Source organism: Amycolatopsis sp. (assembly GCF_025464955.1).
In the GTDB taxonomy this organism is placed as follows: Bacteria; Actinomycetota; Actinomycetes; order Mycobacteriales; family Pseudonocardiaceae; genus Amycolatopsis.
Map to the genome: position 1 here is coordinate 55,147 of NZ_JAODNM010000023.1, position 22,071 is coordinate 77,217.

A 22,071-nucleotide genomic window follows, 5' to 3' on the forward strand; every position below is an offset into this window, starting at 1 on the left:
TCTGTAACTTTCCACGCCAGGAGGAGATATTTTGGAAGCGACCGAAACCGCCGTCACGACCAGCGCCGATTCGGAGCTCATCACCAGCCTGCCGTCGTCGTTCCGGTGGGGTGTGGCGACAGCTTCCTACCAGATCGAGGGCGCGGTGACCGAGGACGGCCGCTCACCGTCCATTTGGGACACCTTCAGCCGGGTTCCCGGGGCGATCGACAACGGTGACAACGGTGACGTCGCTTGTGATCACTACCATCGGATGCCTGCCGATGTCGAACTCATCCGCCAGCTCGACGTCGACACGTACCGGTTTTCCGTGGCCTGGCCCCGGATCCAGCCGCACGGTCGCGGCCCGGTCAACGAGGCGGGGATGGCCTTCTACGACCGGCTCGTCGACGAGCTGCTGGCCAAGGGCATCGACCCGTGGCTGACGTTGTACCACTGGGACTTGCCACAGGAGCTCGAGGACGCGGGCGGCTGGCCGGAGCGGGACACGGCTTTCCGGTTCGCCGACTACTCGATGCTGGTCTTTGACCGCCTCAAGGACCGGGTGCGGCACTGGACCACGTTGAACGAGCCGTGGTGCTCGGCCATGCACGGGTACGTCCACGGCATCATGGCCCCGGGTCGCCGCGACCTCGGTGCCGGCGCCGCGGCCGTGCACCACCTGTTGCTGGGGCACGGCCTGGCGATGCAACGGATGCGTGAGGCGGCACCGGAAGGCACCGACTTCGGCATCACGCTGAACATGGGCACGGCCGATCCGGAGACCGACAGCGACGCCGACCGCGATGCCGCGCGCCGCGCGGACGGCATGGGCGTCCGGATCTACACCGATACGCTGATCAACGGTCACTACCCCGAGGACGTCGTCGAAGATCTTGCGGCACAAGGCGTCCGCATTCCGGTGCAGGACGGCGACCTGGCGACGATCTCGTCGCCGCTGGACTTCCTGGGCGTCAACTACTACTTCGGTCAGCAGTATTCCGGTGCGGGCGAAGGGCCGGACGTCGAGGACAAAGCCGTCCCGTTCGGCAGGCCGGTGACCGCGATGGGCTGGGAGATCCTGCCGGAGAAGTTCACCGAGCTGCTCGTCCGGCTGAGCAAGGACTACCCGGGCCTGCCGATGTACATCACCGAAAACGGGTCGGCGTTCGAGGACGTACCTGACGAGTCGGGTTATGTGAACGACTCCGACCGCACCGGGTACCTGTCCTCGCACATCGCCGCGGTCGCCGCCGCCCGCCAGGCCGGCGCCGATGTCCGTGGGTACTTCGCGTGGTCGTTGCTGGACAACTTCGAGTGGGCGTATGGCTACGCGAAGCGGTTCGGCCTCATTCGCGTCGACTACGAAACCCAGGAGCGCACCATCAAGCGCAGCGGCCTCTGGTACCGCGACACCATCCGCCAAGTCCGCAACTCCTAACCTCGCCCCGGAGGGCACTTTTCCACAAAAGTGGCTCTTCGGTCGTCTGTGAGTGTGGGACTCGCCCTCGCTGAGTGTGGGACTCGCACAGCACATCGGCGAGTCCCACACTCCGACCCGGCGAGTCCCACGTTCAGGCCGACGAGTCCCACAGTCACCACCAGCCGACCACACCCACTGACCTCAAGAACCTCACCCGGCACCCACTGAGGCGTCGCGGACCCACACATACGACACAAGAGCCACTTTTGTGCCCTCGTTGCGTGCGCCGATAACCAGCGCCTGCAACTACCGCAACTCGACGGCGAGTTGCGGTGTGTGGGGGTTAGTTGTAGAGGGCTCGGGCGATGATGGTGCGCTGGATTTCCGAGGCGCCTTCGTAGATGCGCGGGGCGCGGACCTCGCGGTACAGGTGCTCGAGCAGATGTCCTTTGCGGAGCGCCCGGGCACCGTGGATCTGGACGGCGGAATCGACGACGTACTGCGCGGTTTCCGTCGCGAACAGCTTCGCCATCGCCGCGCGTGCCGCGAGTCCGGTTTTGCCCGCGTCGTACGCGCTCGCGGCTGCGTAGACGAGCAGCCGGGCGGCCGCCAGCCGGGTCGCCATTTCGGCGAGGGTGTGCGACACGGTTTGCTGGTCTTTCAACGGCCCGCCGAACGCGATGCGACTCCCGGCGTGTTCGACAGCGGCGTCGAGCGCGGCCTGGGCCATGCCGACGGCGAACGCGCCGACGCTGGGCCGGAACAGGTCCAGCGTGCGCATGGCGACCCGGAACCCGCGATCGGCTTCCCCGAGCAGCTCGTCGTCGTGCACGCGGACGCCGTCGAACACCAGCCTGCCGATCGGATGCGGGCTCACCATGTCGAGGTGCTCACCCGAGAGCCCCGCCCGATCACCGGGGACGACGAACGCGCTGACCCCGCGTGAGCCGGCGCCCTCGGTCGTCCGGGCGAACACGGTGTAGAAATCGGCCTCGGGTGCGTTGGAGATCCAGATCTTTTCCCCGGTCAGCCGCCAGCCGTCGGTGTCCCGTTCAGCGGCGAGCTCCAGGGCGGCCGCGTCCGAACCCGCGTCAGGCTCGGTGAGCGCGAACCCGGCGATGGCGTCTCCCGCCGCGACAGCGGGAATCCACTTTCGCACCTGACCGTCCTGTCCGGACTGCAGCACCGGGTAGCTGCCCAAACCCTGCAACGCCAGCGCCGTTTCGGACTCGGTGCTCTGCGTGGCGAGGGACTCGCGCAGCAGGCAGAGGTCCATCGACGCCGCGTCTCCGGTGGGTACGCCGGTTTCGACCCCGGGAAAGAGGCGCGCGAGCAGGCCCTGTTGCCCCATCGCCTTGACCAGTTCACGGTTGACGCTGCCCTCGACCCCGGACTCGGCGATCGCCCGGAGTTCGCCTGCGCCCAGTTCCTTGACGTCGGCACACAGTTCCAGTTGCTGGGGGGTCAGAGCGAATGCGGTCATTCGGGCCTCCATCGGGCGTGGGCCGTTTTGGGTTCTCCGGTGCGGATGAGGGCGAGCCGCGGCTTCGGCCCGTCGGTCCGGCCGCCCTGCGGACGGCGGTTTCCGGCGGCGAACTGTTTCGGCCACGGAATCGGATAACCTTGCTCGGCTGCCGCGTGCAAAGTCCATTGTGGATCGTAGAGGTGCGTGCGGCCGAGCGCGCAGAGGTCCGCGCGGCCGGCGAGGATGATCGAGTTGACGTCGTCATACGAAGAAATCGCTCCGACCGCGATCACAGCCACCCCGTACTTGCGGCCGACCTCGTTGCGGATCCGGTCGGCATAAGGCGTCTGGTAGCTCCGGCCGTAGGCCGGCTTCTCCTCGCTGACGACCTGTCCTGTCGACACGTCGATCCCGTTGGCGCCATGCTCGGCGAACGCTCGCGCGATCTCGACGGCCTCGTCGGCGTCGATTCCGCCGTCATGCCAGTCGGTCGCCGAGATCCGGACGGTCATCGGCCGTTCGGCAGGCCACACCGCGCGAATAGCGTCGAACACTTCCAGCGGGTAGCGCAGCCTGTTCTCGGTCGAGCCGCCGTAGGAATCAGTACGGTGGTTGGTCAGCGGGGAAAGGAACGACGACAGCAGGTAGCCATGTGCGCAATGCAGTTCGAGCACGTCGAAACCCGCCGAGGCCGCCCGTCGCGCGGATTCGACGAACTGCGCGGTGATCTCGCTCAACTCGGAAACGGTCAGTTCTCGCGGCGTCTGGTTGTCGGCCGAATACGGAATCGCCGACGGCGCGCAGAGGTCCCAGTTGCCGTCGTCCAACGGCTGGTCGATACCTTCCCACATGAGCTTCGTCGAACCCTTGCGCCCCGAGTGTCCTAACTGGACTCCGATGCGGGCAGGACTGCTGCCGTGCACGAAGTCGACTACGCGGCGCCACGAGGCTTCCTGCTCGTCGGCGTAGAGGCCGGTGCAACCCGGAGTGATTCTGCCTTCGGGGGAGACGCAGACCATCTCGGTCATCACCAATCCCGCGCCGCCAAGCGCCTTGCCGCCGAGGTGCACGAGATGAAAGTCGGTCGGCACACCGTCCACCGCGGAATACATGTCCATCGCTGAAACGACGACCCGGTTGGGCAGGTCCAGTGAGCCGAGCCGGTACGGCTGGAACATCGGCGGCCGGACGTCCGAACCCTGCCGCTCGGCGAACCAGGTGTCGAGGTCCGCGACGAATTCGGGATCACGCAACCGCAGGTTGTCGTAGGTGACCCGGCGGCTGCGGGTGACGATGTTGAACGCGAACTCGTGCGGGTCCTGGTCGGTGTACTGCCCGATGTTCTCGAACCATTCGAGACTCGCTTGGGCCGCACGCTGGGTCGAAGCCACGACCGGACCTCGTTCGGCCTCGTAAGCCGTCAGCGCGAGATCCACAGTGGACTGCTCCTGCAGGCAGGCGGCCAGCGCCAGCGCGTCTTCCATGGCGAGTTTCGTGCCGGACCCGATCGAGAAGTGCGCGGTGTGTGCCGCGTCCCCGAGCAGGACGACGTTCTCGTGACGCCAGGTCGCGCAGCGGACCGTGGCGAAGTTCGTCCACTTGGAATTGTTCGCGAACACCTGGTGCCCACCCAGGACTTCGGCGCACAGCTCGCGGATGAGTTCGATGGATGCTTCGTCGCTCTTCCCCGGCGGCAGCGCATTCGTCGCGACTTCGCCGAAGGCGCGCTCCCAGACGTCCTCGTGCACTTCGAGGATGAACGTGCTCGCCTCGCGGCTGTACGGATAGCCGTGGATCTGCATGACCCCGGCCGGGGTGTCGAGGATGTGGAACTTGAACGCGTCGAACACGAGGTCCGTACCGAGCCAGATATAACGGCAGCGGCGGGCTTCCAGCGTGGGCTGGAACGTCTCGGCGAACCGCGTCCGGATCGGTGAATTCACCCCGTCCGCGGCGATGACGAGGTCGTACTCTGCGGCCAGCCGCTCGACGTCCGGGGCCTCGGAGCGGAATTTGATCTCCACGCCGAGTGCCAGGCAGCGCTGCCGCAGGATGGTCAACAGGCGCTTGCGGCTCATGGCCGCGAACCCGTGGCCGCCTGAGGTGAAGGCGGTCCCCCGGTAGTGGACGTCGATGTCGTCCCAGCGCGCGAACTCCCCGCGCATCGCGGCGAAGATCTCGGTGTCGGCGTGCTCGATGCCGCCGAGGGTCTCGTCGGAGAACACGACGCCGAAGCCGAAGGTGTCGTCCGGGGCGTTGCGCTCCCAGATGGTGATTTCGCGGCTGGGGTCCAGCTGCTTGGCCAGTGCCGCGAAGTACAGACCTGCCGGCCCCCCGCCGGCCACCGCGATACGCATGTCGCCGACTCCCTCCGTTGAGTACCGACCCAGGATATGTCGTTGATCCTACGATCGTCAAGAAGACGCGATATCGGGGTAAGCTGTGGCCATGTCGATCGAGCGGATCAACCCCGAAGAACTGGGCAGGCCGTCCGGGTTCACGCACGCGGTGTCCAGCACGGGCGGAAAGACCGTGTTTCTGGCCGGGCAAACCGCCCTGGACGCGCAGAACCGGATCGTCGGCGACGGCGTGGTCGAGCAGTTCGAGCGCGCGTTCGGCAACCTGCTCACCGCGTTGCGTGCGGCCGGTGGCACCCCATCCGACCTGGTCAGCGTCACGATCTACATCGTCGACATGGATGACTACAAGGCACACGCGCGCGAGATCGGCGCGGTCTGGAAACGGCTTGCCGGTTCGGACTACCCGGCGATGGCGGGCATCGGCGTCAGCCGGCTCTGGGACGTCGAAGCGCTCGTCGAGGTCCAGGGCTTCGCCTCGATCCAGTGATCCAGGGACAGCAACTCGACGGCGAGTTGCGATGGTTGCGGACGTCAACTACCGCAACTTGACGGCGAGTTGCGGGTGAAAAGTGCCCTCGGTTAGGCCAGGGAACGGGCGACATGCGCGCGGGCGGGTTCTTCGAGCCGCGCCCGCAGCGCGAAGAAGAGGTCGGCCGCGCGGATCCCGGCCCAGTCTTCGGGCAGAAGTTCCACGGGCAGCCCCGGGTCGAGGTACGGCAGCCGGCGCCAGTCGGTGAGCGCGGCGACGTAGTCGGCGAACGCCTCGCCGTCGTGTCCGGGCCGACGCAGCCGCCCGAGTGCGGAGGTGTGCGTGGTGAGGAAGTCCTCGTACAGCGATTCGAGCTGGTCGAGGTCCCACCACTGGCGGACCTTCTCGCCGAGATCGCCGAACGCGAGATGCTGGGCGTGGAAGAGGTCCGCGTACGCATCGAGCCCGAGGCGCCGCAGGACCTCGGCGGTGGCGTCGCGCAGATGCGCGGGCGCGACCCACACCCCGGACGCGGCCGTGCCGAACCCCAGCCTGGTCAATTGCGCTCGCAGCAGGTGCCGCTTGTGGCGTTCGGATTCCGGCACCGAGAACACGGCAAGCAGCCAGCCTTCGGCCAGCGTCGCGCGCTTGCGCCGGAAGATGCGCTCGTCACCCTCGCGCAGGATTGCGAGCGCCTGCTCGGACAGTTCGTACCCGGCCGTGCCGTCGCGGCGGACGGCTTCGAGGATCCCGCGCCGCTTCAGCCGCGAGATCGACGACCGGACGGCCGGTTCCTCGACGCCGATGTCCGCGAGCAGGCCGATCAGTGACGCGACCGAAAGCCAGCCGCCTTCTTTACGCGAATAGAGCCCATACACCGTCACGATGAGTTGCCGCGGCTGCGCGCCGCGGACGCCACTCTCGTCGTCGGGTGTTTCCGGTACGGCCGTCACGCGGTCACCATAACAAGGGATACGCTCGGTGAGAGGTCGATGGTCAGGGGGTTGAGTGGGTCCGGTGTTGCCCGGTCTGCGTCGCGCGAGCCGTGTCGTCGACGGCCGCTGTACCCGGAGCCGCCACGTCGTCCGCACCGAGCGGCTCCTGCTGCGCACACCGACCGAGTGGGAGATGGCCGCCGCGCAGGCCGCCGCGAGTGATCCGGTGGCCCAGCACTGGATCGGCTGGGCGCCGGAAGCCGTGATGGCCAAGGAAGACCGGCATCGTTTTCTGCAGGTCGTCCCCGGGACCGGCCCGGACCGTGACTGGCCGGACGCGGCGTACCTAGTGGCGATCCACCGGCGCGTGGACCGGATAGCCGGCATGGTCACCGTCTCGCGGATCGAGGGCCGCGGGCACGAGCTCGGCGGCTGGCTCGCGCCGACGTTCCGCGGCAGGGGCCTCGGCTCCGAACTGTTCCGCGCCGGGTTGGAGCTCGGGCACCAGCACCTCGGCCTGCGCCGGATCCGGGCCGCTGTCGAGGCGGGGAACGCCGGCAGCCTCCGAGCCGTCGCCGCCGCGGATTTCGACGCGGTGTCCGGCCCGCCGACGTACATTCTGGAGAACGGACGCGAGATCGCCGCCCGCTGGTTCTCTCACGAAGTCGAGCACGCCGGCTGCTGCCGAGGTCCCCAGCCCGCGTGACCGTCACGCAACGAAGTTTCGTTGGTAGTCCGGTAATGCGATACCGTTGGCGGCTTCCTCGATCGTTTCATGATGCCGCGCATGACCAGGCCCTTCCACGGCAGCTTCGGCAGGATCCTGATCATCTGGTGCTGGAACCAGATCTGCCACCACTTGCCCTGGGTCATCTGCTTGGCGATGTTAACGCCGAGCGCCTGGTTCAGCTGCACGAAGTCCGCGATTTCCTCGGCGTACGCGGGAAACGCCCTCGTGTGGTCGCCGCCGGTCGCGGCCAGCTGGCCGGCCAGCGCGTAGGCACCGACGAGCGCCATGCTGGTGCCCTGCCCCGAGGCCGGGGACGGGCCGTACGCCGCGTCGCCGACCAGGACCGTGCGTCCGCGTGACCAAGTGTCCAGGCGGATCTGGCTCACCGAGTCGAAGTAGAAGTCCGGCGTCGAGGCCATGTCCGAGAGCAGTTGGCCGATCTCCCACTCGCCGTCGGCGAACGCGTCGGCGAGGATCTCCTTCTGCTGGTCGATGTCGCGGTAGTCGTAGTCGAGTTCCGGTGAGGAGAACAGGAAAAACGCCTTGGCGTCGACGCTTCCCTTGGTGCTGTAGACATTGACGACCTTGCCCGGCGTGCTGTGGGTCAGCTCCCACCGGTCGAGGTCGAAGCGGTTGGGCACGGTGAAGATCGAGACGTAGCAACCGAGGTGGTTCGTGATGGGTGCTTCGGGGCCGAACGTCAGCGCGCGGACGCCCGAGTGCTGGCCGTCGGCGCCGACGACGAGGTCGAACCGCCGCGGCGCGCTGGTGGCGAAGGTGACGTACACGCCGTCGGCGTCCTCGGTCATCGAAGTGATGTAGTCGCCGAAGATGTACTCCGTCGTGTCCTTGGTCGCGTCGTAGAGGATCTTGCTGAGGTCGCCGCGCATCAGCTCGAGATCGCCTTCCGACCGGAAGCCGAACAACTCGCCGTCCAGCTCGGCGATGCGCGTGCCCTCGCCGTTGACGAACGAGCCGCCGCGCATCGACGTGTGCTTGCGCTCGAACTCGGCGCGCAGGCCCATCCGGTCGACGACGTCCATCGCGACACCGCGAATGTCCACTTTGTAGCCGCCGGGCCGCAGCTCGGGAGCGCGTTCGGCGATCGTCGGGTTGAAGCCGTAGCGGCGGAGCCAGAAGGCCAGTGCGGGGCCGGCGATGCTGGCGCCGGAGATGAGGATGTCGTTGCTTTTCATGTCACCGAGGCTGGGCCGGGCCGCTTACCGGCCGCGCACCATCCGCGCACCGCCGCGCCGGACCTGGGTGTCTGGGTAGAGTCCCGGTGTCAGCAGGCGCAGCCCGAAGGAGACATCGTCATGCGGTTCATGGTCCTGCTCAAGGCCACCGAAGCGACTGAAGCCGGCAAGCTGCCGTCGACGGAACTCCTCACCGCGATGGGGAAGTTCAACGAGGAAATGGTCGACGCCGGTGTGCTGGTGGCGGGCGAGGGGATCCACCCGAGCTCCCGCGGCTCCCGCGTGAAGCTGCTCGCCGGGAACGCGACGATCACCGATGGCCCGTTCACCGAGACGAAAGAACTGATCTCCGGCTTTTGGATCCTCGACGTCGAGTCGAAGGAAGAGGCCATCGGATGGGCGAAGCGCATGCCAGCGGCGCACGAGATCGAGATCAACCTCGAGATCCGCCAGGTCTTCCAAGCCGAGGACTTCGGTGAGAACTTCACTCCCGAGCTGCGCGAAGCCGAGGAGCGCCTGCGCGCCCGCAGTGACCAGCAGTAGAAATGACTGAAGGGGCCGAACCGGTCGGGTTCGGCCCCCTCAGCCTGTTCTTCAGTCGGTGGTGACGGTGTTCTCCCTGGCACGCGGCAGGTTCGCGATGATCAGTGCGAACGACGCGATGATGATGTTCTGCAGTGCCGACTGCAGGCCGTTCCACTTGGACGACTGCCACATCTGGAAGTACTCGCCGCCGACGGCGATGAACCCGCCGGCGAACAGCACCAGCCACATCAGCCAGCCCAGCGTGGACAGCCGGCGTGCGGTGTCCGTCGTTCCTCGTCCGCCGAGCGCGCGTACCCAGGCGACGACGGCCGCGATCAGGACCAGGGCCGCGATCGTCTCCCACGCGATGATCAGCACGTACGCACTGGTGACCAGGGTCGGGTTCGTGACCGACCGCCACATCAGGTGCGGCGACTTGAAGGTCGTGTCCATGGCGAAGACATGCACCACGAACTGGTGATTGGTTTCGTAGTCGGTGATGTTGCCGAGCGCGATCAGGGTCATCTGCAGGGCAGTGATGACAGTGAGCACGGCGACGACCGTCCGGAGACTCCCCATCCGGTGAAGGACACGCATGGTGGGAATCTAACTCACATCGCTTGAGGAAAGATCGGATCTTAGTTATTGACCTTATGGTCCAGAACGGCTACGGTTATGGACCATAAGGTCAATAACAACTCGACGGGATGGTCTCATGAGCGCCACGCTGCAGGACAAGGTCGCTGTCGTCACCGGTGGCACCACGGGGATCGGGCTCGGGATCGCCAAGAGGTTCGTCGCCGAGGGCGCTCGCGTCTTCATCACCGGCAGGCGCAAGGACGCGCTGGACGACGCGATCGCGGAGATTGGCGGGAGCGTCGAAGGGATCCAAGCCGATTCTTCCAGCCTTGCCGACCTGGACAGGCTTTTCGAGACGGTAAAGGCCTCGGCGGGCAGTCTTGATGTGCTCGTCGCCAACGCCGGTGGTGGCACGATGGAGCCGTTGGGCTCGATCACCGAAGAGGGCTTCGAGGCGACTTTCGCGACGAACGTGAAGGGCGTCGTCTTCACCGTGCAGAAGGCGCTTCCCCTGCTCTCGCCGGGGTCTTCGGTGATCCTCACCGGTTCGACCACATCTGCCAAGGGGATGCCGGGTGGCAGCGTTTACGCCGCCACCAAAGCAGCTGTCCGAAACTTCGCCCGGAGCTGGATCATCGAGCTGAAGGGCCGCGACATCCGAGTCAACGTCCTGAGCCCCGGACCGATCCGGACACCGGGCCTGCTCGGCATCCCCGCGGCCGGGCAGCAGGAGGAGTTCCTCGCCGCTCAGGCCGACGCGGTGCCGCTGGGCCGCATCGGCCGCCCTGACGAGATCGCGGCCGCCGCCCTGTTCCTTGCCACGGATGCGGCCAGCTTCGTGAACGGCGTCGAATTCTTCGTCGACGGTGGCCAGGCGCAGCTCTAGTTCCGGGTCTCCCACCCTCCTTGAACCGGCGAGGCGAGCGCGCGGACGGAGTCGTTATCCTCGCGGCATCGAACGCATCAACCACCTCCTCGACCTGACAATGGAGGACAGCGCAGTCGATGAATCCTCAGAACGAAGCGAAGCCCTGGAACAGGTGACGATCGCGAGCCTGTCCAAGATCAGTACGGCGATGCGGGTTTTTCGGCGGTGGGCGGAAAGCGCGGGCCTGCGACCCAGCGAAACGGTGTACGTCAGTTGGACCAAGGTTCGTCGGCGGCTCCGGTTCTCCAAGTCCGGCAACCCGGACATCGAGCGGGCGTACCGAACCCACTGGTTACCGCCGAAGGTTTGACTGGCCGGGTCGGTTCGGGCCGGGTTTGAGAACCCTCAAGGCCACTTTGACCGCGGTGAACGCGGTCAAAGTGGCCTTGAGGGAACGCGCGTACTACGTCAGACAGCGATCCGGCCGCCGTCCACCGGCAGCACAGCGCCGTGCACGAAGCTGGACCGGTCGGTGGCCAGGAACGCGATCGCCTCGGCGATCTCCGCCGCGTTGCCGGGACGGCCGGCCGGCGCCTGCGACGCCAGCTGGTCGAGGGCCTCGCCCATGCCCACGGTGCCTTCGGTGCGGGTGGGACCGGGGCTGACGGCGTTGACCCGCACCCCGCTCGGCCCGTACTCGGCGGCCCACGACTTGGTCAGCAGCACCAAGGCGGCCTTGCTGGCGCCGTACAGCGCCATGCCGTTGGCCCCGTACTCGGCGACCATGGTGGATACGTTGATGATCGCTCCGTGGCCACGCTTGGCCATCTCCGGTGCCAGTTCGGCGACCAGGAAGTACGGCGCCTTCACGTTGACCGAGAACACCTCGTCGAAATCCGACTCCACGGTGTCGGCGGTCGGCCCGAACGGGAAGATGCCGGCGTTGTTCACCAACACGTCGACGTGCCCGACCAGCTCACGGGCGCGGGCGGCCAGCGACCGGGCCGACGCCTCGTCGCCCAGCTCGGTGGCGACGAAGTCGGCCTGCCCGCCGGCACTGCGGATGGCCTCGACGACCTGCGCGCCTCGGCCCGCGTCCCGCCCGGAGAGCACGACGTGCGCGCCGAGCCCGGCCAGCGTTGTGGCGGCGGCGCGGCCGATGCCACTGGTTCCACCGGTCACCAAAGCCGTGGTACCCGACAATTCTGACGACATGTCATACCCTCGTTTCTTGACGCGGAAAAATCCCGACGGCCGGTGCAACGACAACACCGACCGGCGACTTCCGGCCAATTGGCCGCCATTTCTTATGGCGGCCATAAGAAATTCGGCTAGCCGCGGTCGAGACTCGCGACGAGCAGCCCGAGATCACGCCGGTGCGAACTCGCCGCCCACACCGCCCACGTCCGCCGCACCAGCGGGTGCCCGACCAGGGGTGTCCACACCACGGACTCGGGGACGGGCTGCGACCAGTCCGGTGGCGCCAGCGCGAACGCTCCGCCGCCGGTGACCGCGGCCAGCTTCACCTCGGCGATCAGCTCCTGCCCGGCTGGCGCGGCCGGTCCCAGGTCCAGCCCGTGACTGCGCAGGATCGCGGTCAGCTCGTCGTACCAGGCGGGACTGCCGGACCGGGGAAAGCCGACCCAGTCGAGACCGGCCAGCGCGTCCAGCCGAATGCCGTCGACCCCGGCGATCTTCGAGGCCTGCTCGGCGGCCATCAGCACGCCGAGCCGCTCCTCGGCGACGAGCATCGCGTCGAAGTCCGGCCCGATCGGGTGTTCCCGCACCAGGCCGAGGTCCAGCTCACCGTCACGCAGCGCCTCGAACTGGGCCGCCGTCGAGAGGTGCCGGGCCTGCACCCGCGTGCCGGGACGGGCCGCGGCGAGGTCGGCAAGCGGCTTGGGCAGCAGGTCCGCGGGCAGCTCCAGCGGGATGCCGATGCGCAATACAGTGCTGCCGGCCTCGGTGTGCCGGGCAAGGGCCGACAGCGCCTGATCGTGCCGGGCGAGCACTGCCCGTGCCTCGGTCAGCAGCGTCATCCCGGCCTCGGTGGGCTGCACCCCGGTGCTACGCCGCACCATCAGCTGGACGCCGAGCTGCCGCTCCAGCGCTGTCATCGTCTGCGACAGCGCCGGCTGGCTGATGTGCAGCTTCCGCGCCGCCGCGGACAGGCTGCCCTCTTCCACCACGACGACGAAAGCCCGCATTTCCCGCAATTCCACCCGTCCATCACACCACACACGGGCCAAAGAACGGCTTATGACAGCCATCGGTAAGTCGTCTGGCCGGCGCTGGGATAAGAGCCGGTAATGGGGTTGTGTGGTTTCGACGGAAAGGAATCACGATGAAGGACACCGATTGGCTCGCCGCGTTGCACGCGAGTTCCCGACGACTGGCCGAAGCGGTCGACGGCCTGACCGACAAGCAGCTGGCCACGCCGTCGTACGCGAGCGGCTGGACCATCGCCCAGGTGCTGTCCCACCTCGGCAGCGCCGCCGAGATCGGCGCGGTGCTGGTGCAGCGCGGCATCGACGGCGACCCGACCGGTCCGGGGGAGCAGGACACCAAGCCCGTATGGCAGCGCTGGGATGCGATGTCCGCGCTGGAGCAGCGGGCAGCGTGGCGCGAGGCAGACGCCCGCCACCTGAAACTGCTGGACTCCGCAGACATAGCGGACGTGCAGGTGCCGTATTTCGCCGGCCTGCTCAGCGTTCCCGTCTATGCCGGCTACCGGTTGTCCGAGCATTCGGTGCACGGCTGGGACATCGAGGTCGCGCTCGATCGGTCCGCGAAGATCCCAGCGGACGAGGTGGAACTGCTGTGGCAGCGGCTGGACCGGGTCGCGACCCGCTTCCGCGACGCGAAGACGTTGACACGCCTCAAACCCGGCCAGATCGCCCTCGAGCTGACAGAGCCGCCTCGCACGCTGTGCCTGGACCTGGGCGGCGAGCTGCACATCGTGCCGTGCGAACCCGGCGACCCCACGGCGACGGTACAGGGATCCGCCGAGGCCGTACTTCGCCTTGTGTACGGCCGAAATCGCGTCGAGGACGGCGTCGCCGCCACTGGCGGGGTGACTGTCGACGACGTCCGGTCCCTCTTCCCCGGCTACTGACTACCGCTGACCTGATCGACCGGCTCGTCGAGAGCGTCGGGACCTGGCACACGGCGTGACCGAGGCGGGTCAAAGACGAACGCCGCCGAGCGGAGGTGGCAGCAGCGATTGAGGACGAGCCGTTGTCGCCGACCGCTCTCTCTGCTGGCAACTGCACCCACGAAGCAGCGCGGCAATCGAGTGAAGTCTGTCGGCCGTCGACGACATTGCCCAGTGTGGATCGGATACCGCCGCGCGTGTGGCGGCGATGCTCTCCTGCAGTTGCTCCGACAGCTCGCCAGGTGCCCGCGCAGTAAAGGAGTCGAGCTCGGCGTCGATCGCTCGGAGTCCGTCGCGTGTGTCGGCGAGCGGGGAGCGGCGGCCGATGAGCCGGGCGAACCGGCGGTGTGAAGCGAGGGTGGGAGCGGCATTGTCCGCCAGCGTCAAAGCCTGACGGTACCGCGCTCGCGCCGAGATTCGTCGAGCTGCCGCCGCCTCACCTACTTCGCCGACGTCGGTGAGGTAGGTGGTGAGCGCGGTCAGGGCGGTGGTCGTATGGCGCTTGAGAACGTCAGTCGTCCGGATCGGAAGCACGAACCAGGCGGCTGCCGCTCCGAGTACCGCGCCGCAGGCAATCGCTTCCAGCCGAATGGCGAGCAGGTTCGTCCCGCTGAGCCCGAAATAGGCGTACATCAGGGCCAACCCGCTGGTGATGCTCGCGGCCCAATAGAAGTAGCTGAAGTTCCGAAGCCAGCTGGCGACCGCGAGGATCAGGAAGATCACGACGACGAGCCACGGATCCTGGCGACCGAAGTAGCCGGACAGCAGCGTCGCGATGACCGTTCCGGTGGCGGCGCCGGCCAGGCGCAGCATGCTCTTGTGGATGACATCACCGCGGCCGCGGTTTCCGCTACCGACGATGTACGCGGTCAGGACAGCCCACTGCCAGTGCTCGCCGAACAACCAGTGGCCGGCGGCGAAGGCAGCCCCGAGCGCACACCCCATCTGGACTGCCATCCGCGTTGTCGCCGGAAGTTGTTTCCAGCCACGGGCGGTGTCGCCGGTCGCCCGACCAGGCCGCGTGGCGGGTGGGGAAGCGGGCGGCATGAATCCTGTTCGGACCGCCGCGAGGTGGAGGATAACGGCCCACGACATGGTGGCGGCCGCTATCACCGCGATCCAGGCGATGTGAACAGGGTCGATCCGCGGATCCGCCGGTGTCACCAATGCGACGACGAAGGCGATCGACACGAGCGACCCGGCCCACGTGACGGTCGGGCCGAATTTCCGGATCCAGATCACTCCGGCGACGGACGCGCTGAACAGGGCGGCTCCCACGACCACATGCGTCGACATCAGGCTGCCGATCACGCTGGCAAGTGTCATCGCGGCTGCCTGTAGCAGCACGATGCCGGACACGTTCGCGAATTGGTTGCGGCGCAGGCCGGCGTTGGACGATCGGAGTACGCGTCCCGCGCTGAGCGCGAGCACGATCGAGAGCACGACGACATCGGTATGCAAATGGGCCGCGGTCTCGATGGACCAGGCGGTGAAGAAGCTCGCAAGCACTGTGCCCATGGTGACCACAGTGCCGCGTGCATAGTTGAGCCCGGGGTCCCTCGGTAGCCGCCACTGGTGAAATAGGTTCGCCATGTCGTATCAATCTCCGCGCGTAGTCGTCCTATGGGCCAATCTTACGCGCAATTTAGTTCGCAGTCACGTACTAGTTTCGCTGCGGCTCCTGGTCGGTCGCCTGGCCGGAGCGTCGACGCAGCTGGCTCTCTCGGACCGAACGCGCTGGTGATGACCAGTGAATGCGTACTGTGCCTGCTGCGCTAGCACGTCATGGTCGGGAAAATCTTGCCCATTAGTACTGTGATGCTTACGGTAGGTGCGTGGAACGCCAAACGCCGACAGCCGTGTTGCTTCAAGGGATCCTGCGGCTCGGGTCGCGTCTGCGGCACGACCGCCCGGAAGGCTCGCTCAGCCCGAACAAGATCGCCGTCCTGAGCCACTTGCGTCGCCGCGGTCCGACGTCTCCGGGAACTATTGCCGCGGCAGAGCACCAGCAACCGCAGTCCCTGACCCGCGTGTTCGCGGAACTCGAACACGACGGCCTGTTGGTTCGTGCTGTGTCCGAGGAGGACCGCCGTGGGCTTGTTCTGTCCATCACGGACGAAGGACGCGACACGTTGTCCCGCGACATGGCGCACCGGGCCGCTTGGCTCGGCAACGCGCTGCTCGAACTCACCGAAGTCGAGCGTCAGATGTTGCTTTTGGCCGGTCAGCTGATGAACAAGATCGCCGACTCGCCGTCCGCGCCCGAGCGCGGCTAAGGCGCGCCACGGCGGGCTTCACAAGCGCAGGATCTCCAAACCGTCCCTGGCCATCGGGCGGGCCTGCGGTCAGGCAAGCCGCGGTTCTCCTCCGCACGGGGGATCCTTCGTGACCCAGATAACACCCGGAAGTGCGTCGGGTGGGTTGCCGCCCGTCAGATCACCGACTATCTCGACCACGATCGAATCAGCACGACCCCAGATGACTACCTGGAGCGCGGCGTCGTGGAGGAGCTGGTCAGGCCCGCGCCGGCCGTTCGTCCGGCGATCCGGATTGCCGAAGAGGCCGGTCAGGCAGGTGCCGGTGTACACGAAACCCCTGGTCAACGCTGTGACCAGGGGTTTTGGTGCCCTGGGCAGGATTCGAACCTGCGACCCTTCGCTTAGGAGGCGAACGCTCTATCCCCTGAGCTACCAAGGCGGGTGGTGCTCGGCCAGTTTAGCGGGCATGGTGCGACTTGCCGCGTCCGACCTGGTTGGCCTAACAGGTCACTCGACGGTGTCTGCTTTCGAACTTCTGAACAACAGTAGGTAACCTTCGCTAACGGATGCGGAGAACCCGCTCCACCGGCCGCCGGAGGGCTTAGTTGATCAAGCTCATGTTCGCCGATGACGAAGAATTGGTCCGCTCGGGCCTGCGGGCGATGATGTCCGCGGCATCGGACATCGAGATCGTCGGCGAGGCGAGCGACGGTAGATCGGCGGTCGAGGTCGCCCGGCGGCATCACCCGGACGTGGCGTTGCTCGACATCAAGATGCGCGCGCCCGATGACGGGATCCGCGCGTTGCGTGCCATCCTCGCGTTGCCCGACCCGCCGCGGGTCGCGATGCTGACGACGTTCGACATCGACGAGTACGTGAGTCTTGCCCTGCGGCTCGGTGCCAACGGTTTCCTGCTCAAGGACATCGACCCCGGCGCGTTGCTGCGGGCCGTGCGCGACCTCGCGAAGGGCGGTGCCGTGCTCGACCCCGGTGTCGCCGCCAGGATGGTCGCCACGCATCGCGACGAACAGCGCGCCGCACAGCCGGCCCGCAAGCTTCTCTCGTCTCTTTCGGACCGTGAACGCGAGGTCGTGGCGCTGATCGGGCAGGGACTGTCCAATGCCGAGATCGGCGGTCAGCTGCACCTGTCCGAGGCCACCGTCAAGGGTTACGTGTCCGCGGTGCTGTCGAAGATCGGCGCCGCGAACCGGGTGCAGGCCGCGTTGCTCGCCTATCGGGGCGGCCTGCTCGACTGAGTCCGGAGCGGACGGATGCTGCTCACCGCACTCCAGTACATCGGCCTGGTCGCGTTCGCGGCGTCGGGCTCGCTCGCGGCCGTACGAACCGGTCTCGACGTCTTCGGGGTGATCGTGGTCGGCCTGACCACGGCGCTGGGCGGCGGCATCATCCGTGACGTCCTGCTCGGCATCCATCCGCCGTCCACTTTGCACAGCTGGCCGTACCTGGCGGTGTGCGCGGGGACGGCGCTCGCCGTGTTCGTCTTCCACCCCCAGGTCGCGAAGGTGCGTCGCGCGGTGCTGCTGGCTGACGCGCTGGGGCTCGGCGTCTTCGCGACCGCGGGCACGACCATCGCGCTGAGCACCGGCGCTCCGATCTACACGTCCTGCCTGATCGGCATGACGACCGGCATCGGCGGCGGTGCCCTGCGTGATCTGCTGCTCCGGGAAATCCCGCTGGTGCTGCGCAAAGAGATCTACGCGGTGGCCGCGCTGGCCGGTTCGGTGCTCGTCGGGATCGGTCACGCGCTGCGATTGCCTGCCGGTCCGGTGACCGTGGTCGCGGCCGCCGCCGTGGTCGCGATCCGCGTGCTGGCGATGTGGCGACGCTGGAACGCGCCGGTCGCGAAGGCCCCAGAGCATGACTGATGGGCACGACTGAGGACAAATATCCTTTGTCGATTCTGTGTGAGTTCTTAGGCGGGTCTCAGCACGCTGGGTAAGACTGTCGCTATGCGCATCCTCGTAGTGGACGACGACAGGGCCGTCCGTGACTCGCTCCGACGCTCCCTGGAGTTCAACGGCTACCAGGTCGAGCTCGCCAGCGACGGTGCGCAGGCGCTCGAATCCATCATCGCCAGCAGGCCCGACGCGATGGTCCTCGACGTGATGATGCCGAGGCTGGACGGTCTCGAAGTGGCCAGGCGCCTGCGCAGTACCGGCGACGACCTGCCGATCCTCGTGCTCACCGCCCGCGACACGGTGTCCGACCGGGTGTCCGGATTGGACGCCGGAGCCGACGACTACCTGCCGAAGCCGTTCGCGCTGGAGGAGTTGCTGGCCAGGTTGCGGGCGCTGCTCCGGCGCGCCATGCCGGACGTCGGGGGCGGGCTGGACGCCGAACTGCTGTCGTTCGCCGACCTCACCCTCGACCCCGGCACCCGGGAGGTCCGGCGCGGCGAACGCGAGATCAGCCTGACGCGCACCGAGTTCGCTCTGCTCGAGCTCTTTCTTTCGTATCCGAAGCACGTGTTGACCAGGGGAAGGATTTTGGAGGAGGTATGGGGTTACGACTTCCCGACGTCAGGCAACGCGTTGGAGGTCTACGTCGGCTATTTGCGCCGAAAGACCGAAGCGGAGGGCGAGTCCCGGCTGATTCACACGGTTCGGGGAGTGGGGTACGTCCTGCGGGAGACCCCACCGTGACCGAACCGGTCACCGTTGTCGACGAGCCGGATCCCGAACTGCTGAGGAAGGACAAGCGGCGCGTCTCCCTGCGCTCGAGGGTCACGATCCTCGCGGCGGCCTGTGTGGCGGGCGCGGTCGCGCTGGTGTCACTCGGCGCGTACCTCATCGTGCGCCAGAACCTCTATCAGCAGCTCGACGACAACCTGCGGGCCAGGGCGACGGCCGCGGTGACCTCGCCGGTCGTCTCGAACCAGCTCCAGGAGATTCCCGGCGCCTTTCTGGCCAGCACCGACCTGCAGATCGGCCAGCTCAGCGCCGACGGCGAGCTCGCCTATCCGGCCAACGGCGTCCGGCCGAACTGGGGTCAGCCGGAGCTCGATGTCGCACAGGGGAAGACAGGCGAGGAGCTCCGTACCGACCCGCGCACCGGGAGCCGGATGATCGCCGAGCCGATGGGCCACGGCCAGGCCATGGTGCTCGCGCAGTCGGTCGAACCGACCAAACGCACGCTCAACGAGCTGGCTGTGGTGCTGTTCCTGATCGGTGGCGCCGGCATCGTGGTCGCGGCCGCGGCGGGCACGGCCGTGGCGCGCGGTGGGCTCGCCCCCGTCGAGCGGCTGACGTCGGCCACCGAGCGGGTGGCGAAAACCGGGGACCTCCGGCCGATCCCGGTCAGCGGCGACGACGAGCTCGCGCGGCTGACCCATAGCTTCAACACCATGCTCGGCACCGTCGCGGAGTCGCAAGAACGGCAGCGACAGCTGGTGGCGGACGCGGGACACGAGCTGCGGACGCCGTTGACGTCGATGCGCACCAACCTCGAGCTGCTGCTCGCGGCCAGTCGCACCGGCGCGCGGAACCTGCCGGCGCAGGACAGAGCCGATATCGAGGAGGACATCCGCGGCCAGCTCGACGAGCTGACGCAGCTGATCGGTGACCTCGTCGAGCTCGCCAGGCAGGACGAGTCCCATGAACAGATGGAGCGGGTCGACCTGGCCGAGGTCGTCGAACGCGCCCTCGACCGTGCCCGGCGGCGCGCCGGCGAAGTCGATTTCTCTGTCACGCTGCAGCCGTGGGTGCTCACCGGCGACACCACCGCGCTCGAGCGCGCCGTGCTGAACCTGCTGGACAACGCGGTGAAGTTCTCCCCGGCGGGCGCGAACGTGCACGTCCGGCTGTACCCGCTCGGTGATGGCACCGCGGTGCTGGAGGTAGCCGACGAGGGGCCCGGTATCGCCGACGAGGACCTGCCCAAGGTGTTCGATCGCTTCTACCGCTCGGCGGAAGCCCGCACCCTGCCCGGATCCGGGCTCGGCCTGGCGATCGTCAAGCACGCCGCGGACCGCCACGGCGGCGCCGTCCACGCCGCGCGCGCCCGCGAAGGCGGCGCCCTGCTCACCCTCCGCCTCCCGGGCAGTCCTGTTTAGTTTTCAACCAGCCGTGAAGGCCACCTTGACGGCGTAATCGGCCGTGAAGGTGGCCTTCACGGCCAGTCGCATGTCGCACGCCCGTGTTTAGTCGTGTAGGATTTTGTGTGGTTGGCGGGTGATCCTGGGACGGAGTGGACGGTGCTGGCTCGGCAGAGACAGGCGTTGATCCTCGAAGAGGCACGCCGGACGGGTGCGGTCCGGGTCAGTGACCTCGTGACCCGCCTTGGCGTGTCCGACATGACCGTTCGCCGCGACCTCGACGTGCTCTCCGGGCGCGGTCTGGTCGAGAAGGTCTACGGCGGCGCGACGTCGATTGTCGGTAAGAGCACCGACGAGCCCGGGTTCGAAGCGAAGTCCGTACGCCAGCGCGCGCAGAAAGAGGCCATCGCCGCCGTCGCGGCCGGGCTCGTCCGGCCGGGCACCGCGATCGGCATCTCGGCCGGCACCACGACGTGGACGCTGGCCAGAGCACTCGACGCAGTGCCGGGACTGACCATCGTCACCAACTCCATCCAGGTTGCCGACGTGCTGCGCGGTTCCGGCCAGGCCGAACGCACCGTCGTGCTCACCGGCGGCGTCCGCACGCCGTCCGACGCGCTGGTCGGCCCGGTGGCCGTGGCGAGCCTGCGGACCCTGCATCTCGACGTCGTCTTCCTTGGCGTGCACGGGATGGCGGACGGGCCGGGCTTCACCACGCCGAACCTGACCGAAAGTGAGACGGACCGCGCGCTCGTCGAATCCGGCCGCAAGCTGGTCGTCCTCGCCGACCACACGAAATGGGGCACGGTGGGCATCTCCACCATCGCCGACCTGAACGAAGCCGACGTGGTCGTCAGCGATGACGGCCTGCCCGAACAGGCCAGGGAAACACTCATGGAACAAGCAGGGGAGCTCATGGTCGCCGAGACGGCGGAAACGGTTGAGGCGGAGCACGCGTGAGGCGCACGGTTCGGCACCTGGCGGACGGCCGGGAGATCATCTACTTCGACAGCCTGCCCGACGCTCCCGAGCGGACCGCCGAGGACACGCGGGATCTCCCGCCGGTCGCGGCGACCTCGGAGATCCGGCGCGACCCGCTCACCGGCGAATGGGTGGGAATGGCGGCCCACCGCCAGACTCGGACGTACAAGCCGCCGGCCGACCTCTGCCCGCTGTGCCCGAGCAAGCCGGGAAAGCCGAGCGAGATCCCGGAGGCCGACTACGAGGTCGTCGTCTTCGAGAACCGGTTTCCCTCCTTCTCCCAAGGAGTGGTCGGCGAGAAGTCCACTGTGGACGAAATGGGACTGGTGCCGACCGCGCCCGGCCGTGGCCGGTGCGAAGTCGTCTGCTTCACCAGCAATCACGACGGCTCGTTCGCCAAGCTGACGCCGGCACAGGTGCGCTCGGTGGTCGACGCCTGGGCGGACCGGACCGCATTTCTGTCCACTGTGGACGGCGTCGAGCAGGTTTTCCCCTTTGAGAACCGGGGCGAGGAGATCGGCGTCACGCTGTCGCATCCGCACGGCCAGATCTACGGCTACCCGTTCGTCACGCCGCGGACCGAGCGGATGATCGACGTCGCCCGCGCCTACCAGGCCGAGCACGGCCGTCCGGTGATGGGCGACGTGCTGGCCGCCGAGCGGAAGTCCGGCATCCGGGTCATCGCCGAAAGCGAGCACTGGACGGCGTTCGTGCCGCCCGCCGCGCGCTGGCCGGTCCAGGTGCAGGTGGTGCCGCATCGGCAGGTGGCCGACATTCCGTCGCTCACCGACGACGAGCGCGACGACTTCGCCGGCGTGTACCTCGACGTCCTTCGCCGCTGCGACGCGCTTTACGACCGTCCGCTGCCGTACATCGCCGGGTGGCACCAGGCTCCCGTGCACCGCGATCGCGACCTCGGCTGGCTGCACCTCGAGCTGTTCTCCGTGCTGCGCGCCAAGGACAAGCTGAAGTACCTGGCGGGGTCCGAGTCGGGCATGGCGGTCTGGATCAACGACGCCACGCCGGAGCAGATCGCCGAACGGCTCCGCGCTGCTCTCTGACCCTGTGAGCAGCGGCGGTTCGTGATCGGCGGAG

General features: G+C 67.5%; 21 protein-coding genes and 1 tRNA gene. 13 read left to right on the plus strand and 9 right to left on the minus strand.

The window, feature by feature from the left end; all coding sequences use genetic code 11:
- The first annotated feature begins 31 nt into the window (after positions 1–31).
- Positions 32–1,420, plus strand: a complete 1,389-nt coding sequence (locus JWQ81_RS03270) for a GH1 family beta-glucosidase (RefSeq protein WP_297537275.1) — start codon at positions 32–34, stop codon at positions 1,418–1,420.
- A gap of 325 nt (positions 1,421–1,745) precedes the next feature.
- On the opposite strand, the gene JWQ81_RS03275 is transcribed toward JWQ81_RS03270, so the two are convergent.
- Together JWQ81_RS03275 and JWQ81_RS03280 are read right to left on the minus strand one after the other, a co-directional pair.
- Positions 1,746–2,885, minus strand: a complete 1,140-nt coding sequence (locus JWQ81_RS03275) for an acyl-CoA dehydrogenase family protein (RefSeq protein ID WP_297537277.1) — start codon at positions 2,883–2,885, stop codon at positions 1,746–1,748.
- Positions 2,882–5,224: a bifunctional salicylyl-CoA 5-hydroxylase/oxidoreductase gene (locus JWQ81_RS03280; RefSeq protein WP_297537279.1), complete on the minus strand. Its 2,343-nt coding sequence runs from the start codon at positions 5,222–5,224 to the stop codon at positions 2,882–2,884. The genes JWQ81_RS03275 and JWQ81_RS03280 overlap by 4 nt, the downstream gene beginning before the upstream one ends.
- Positions 5,225–5,315: 91 nt before the next feature.
- Between JWQ81_RS03280 and JWQ81_RS03285 the strand changes: the two genes are divergently transcribed.
- A complete protein-coding gene (locus JWQ81_RS03285; protein WP_297537281.1) occupies positions 5,316–5,714 on the plus strand; it encodes a RidA family protein in 399 nt (132 codons plus the stop codon).
- Between the two features lie 92 nt (positions 5,715–5,806).
- On the opposite strand, the gene JWQ81_RS03290 is transcribed toward JWQ81_RS03285, so the two are convergent.
- On the minus strand, positions 5,807–6,649 hold the full coding sequence (locus JWQ81_RS03290) for a PaaX family transcriptional regulator C-terminal domain-containing protein (protein ID WP_297537283.1): 843 nt from the start codon (positions 6,647–6,649) through the stop codon (positions 5,807–5,809).
- Positions 6,650–6,704: 55 nt separating this feature from the next.
- Here JWQ81_RS03290 and JWQ81_RS03295 point away from each other — a divergent pair, with 55 nt between their 5' ends.
- Positions 6,705–7,337 carry a GNAT family N-acetyltransferase gene (locus tag JWQ81_RS03295; RefSeq protein WP_297537285.1) on the plus strand — a complete coding sequence of 211 codons (633 nt, stop codon included), beginning with the start codon at positions 6,705–6,707 and terminating at the stop codon, positions 7,335–7,337.
- Here JWQ81_RS03295 and JWQ81_RS03300 read toward each other — a convergent pair.
- On the minus strand, positions 7,289–8,557 hold the full coding sequence (locus JWQ81_RS03300; RefSeq protein WP_297537287.1) for an FAD-dependent monooxygenase: 1,269 nt from the start codon (positions 8,555–8,557) through the stop codon (positions 7,289–7,291). The two genes, JWQ81_RS03295 and JWQ81_RS03300, sit on opposite strands and share 49 nt — an antisense overlap.
- 120 nt (positions 8,558–8,677) lie before the next feature.
- Here JWQ81_RS03300 and JWQ81_RS03305 point away from each other — a divergent pair, with 120 nt between their 5' ends.
- Positions 8,678–9,100, plus strand: coding sequence for a YciI family protein (locus JWQ81_RS03305; protein ID WP_297537289.1), 423 nt, complete (start codon positions 8,678–8,680; stop codon positions 9,098–9,100).
- 51 nt (positions 9,101–9,151) lie between these two features.
- On the opposite strand, the gene JWQ81_RS03310 is transcribed toward JWQ81_RS03305, so the two are convergent.
- Positions 9,152–9,679, minus strand: a complete 528-nt coding sequence (locus JWQ81_RS03310) for a DUF2165 domain-containing protein (RefSeq protein WP_297537290.1) — start codon at positions 9,677–9,679, stop codon at positions 9,152–9,154.
- A gap of 118 nt (positions 9,680–9,797) precedes the next feature.
- Here JWQ81_RS03310 and JWQ81_RS03315 point away from each other — a divergent pair, with 118 nt between their 5' ends.
- The gene (locus JWQ81_RS03315; protein WP_297537292.1) at positions 9,798–10,547 is read left to right on the plus strand and encodes an SDR family oxidoreductase; all 750 of its coding nucleotides are present in this window, start codon (positions 9,798–9,800) and stop codon (positions 10,545–10,547) included.
- Positions 10,548–10,997: 450 nt separating this feature from the next.
- Here the strand turns inward: JWQ81_RS03315 and JWQ81_RS03320 are convergent, their stop codons facing one another.
- Both JWQ81_RS03320 and JWQ81_RS03325 read right to left on the minus strand, forming a co-directional pair.
- Complete coding sequence (locus JWQ81_RS03320) at positions 10,998–11,744, minus strand: SDR family oxidoreductase (protein ID WP_297537294.1); 747 nt, start codon at positions 11,742–11,744, stop codon at positions 10,998–11,000.
- Between the two features lie 116 nt (positions 11,745–11,860).
- On the minus strand, positions 11,861–12,751 hold the full coding sequence (locus JWQ81_RS03325) for a LysR family transcriptional regulator (RefSeq protein WP_297537296.1): 891 nt from the start codon (positions 12,749–12,751) through the stop codon (positions 11,861–11,863).
- 122 nt (positions 12,752–12,873) lie between these two features.
- Here JWQ81_RS03325 and JWQ81_RS03330 point away from each other — a divergent pair, with 122 nt between their 5' ends.
- Positions 12,874–13,644 carry a maleylpyruvate isomerase family mycothiol-dependent enzyme gene (locus JWQ81_RS03330; RefSeq protein ID WP_297537299.1) on the plus strand — a complete coding sequence of 257 codons (771 nt, stop codon included), beginning with the start codon at positions 12,874–12,876 and terminating at the stop codon, positions 13,642–13,644.
- A gap of 69 nt (positions 13,645–13,713) precedes the next feature.
- Here JWQ81_RS03330 and JWQ81_RS03335 read toward each other — a convergent pair whose 3' ends face one another.
- Positions 13,714–15,201, minus strand: coding sequence for an FUSC family protein (locus JWQ81_RS03335; protein WP_297537300.1), 1,488 nt, complete (start codon positions 15,199–15,201; stop codon positions 13,714–13,716).
- A gap of 317 nt (positions 15,202–15,518) precedes the next feature.
- Between JWQ81_RS03335 and JWQ81_RS03340 the strand changes: the two genes are divergently transcribed.
- Positions 15,519–15,959 (plus strand): MarR family transcriptional regulator, encoded by a 441-nt coding sequence (locus JWQ81_RS03340; RefSeq protein ID WP_297537302.1) that lies wholly within the window; start codon positions 15,519–15,521, stop codon positions 15,957–15,959.
- A gap of 345 nt (positions 15,960–16,304) precedes the next feature.
- Here JWQ81_RS03340 and JWQ81_RS03345 read toward each other — a convergent pair.
- Positions 16,305–16,380, minus strand: a tRNA-Arg gene (locus JWQ81_RS03345).
- A 166-nt stretch (positions 16,381–16,546) separates the two neighbouring features.
- On the opposite strand from JWQ81_RS03345, the gene JWQ81_RS03350 reads away from it, so the two are divergent.
- The 6 genes from JWQ81_RS03350 to galT all read left to right on the plus strand — a co-directional run bounded on the left by JWQ81_RS03350 (position 16,547) and on the right by galT (position 22,037).
- The gene (locus JWQ81_RS03350; protein ID WP_297537304.1) at positions 16,547–17,197 is read left to right on the plus strand and encodes a response regulator transcription factor; all 651 of its coding nucleotides are present in this window, start codon (positions 16,547–16,549) and stop codon (positions 17,195–17,197) included.
- A 15-nt stretch (positions 17,198–17,212) separates the two neighbouring features.
- The gene (locus JWQ81_RS03355; RefSeq protein WP_297537306.1) at positions 17,213–17,827 is read left to right on the plus strand and encodes a trimeric intracellular cation channel family protein; all 615 of its coding nucleotides are present in this window, start codon (positions 17,213–17,215) and stop codon (positions 17,825–17,827) included.
- A gap of 84 nt (positions 17,828–17,911) precedes the next feature.
- Entirely contained in the window at positions 17,912–18,604 is a 693-nt protein-coding gene (locus tag JWQ81_RS03360; protein ID WP_297537308.1) for a response regulator transcription factor, read from the plus strand.
- Positions 18,601–20,013 carry a HAMP domain-containing sensor histidine kinase gene (locus JWQ81_RS03365; RefSeq protein ID WP_297537310.1) on the plus strand — a complete coding sequence of 471 codons (1,413 nt, stop codon included), beginning with the start codon at positions 18,601–18,603 and terminating at the stop codon, positions 20,011–20,013. The genes JWQ81_RS03360 and JWQ81_RS03365 overlap by 4 nt, the downstream gene beginning before the upstream one ends.
- A gap of 141 nt (positions 20,014–20,154) precedes the next feature.
- Positions 20,155–20,955, plus strand: a complete 801-nt coding sequence (locus tag JWQ81_RS03370; RefSeq protein ID WP_297537312.1) for a DeoR/GlpR family DNA-binding transcription regulator — start codon at positions 20,155–20,157, stop codon at positions 20,953–20,955.
- The gene (gene galT, locus JWQ81_RS03375) at positions 20,952–22,037 is read left to right on the plus strand and encodes a galactose-1-phosphate uridylyltransferase (RefSeq protein ID WP_297537314.1); all 1,086 of its coding nucleotides are present in this window, start codon (positions 20,952–20,954) and stop codon (positions 22,035–22,037) included. The genes JWQ81_RS03370 and galT overlap by 4 nt, the downstream gene beginning before the upstream one ends.
- Positions 22,038–22,071: the final 34 nt, after the last annotated feature.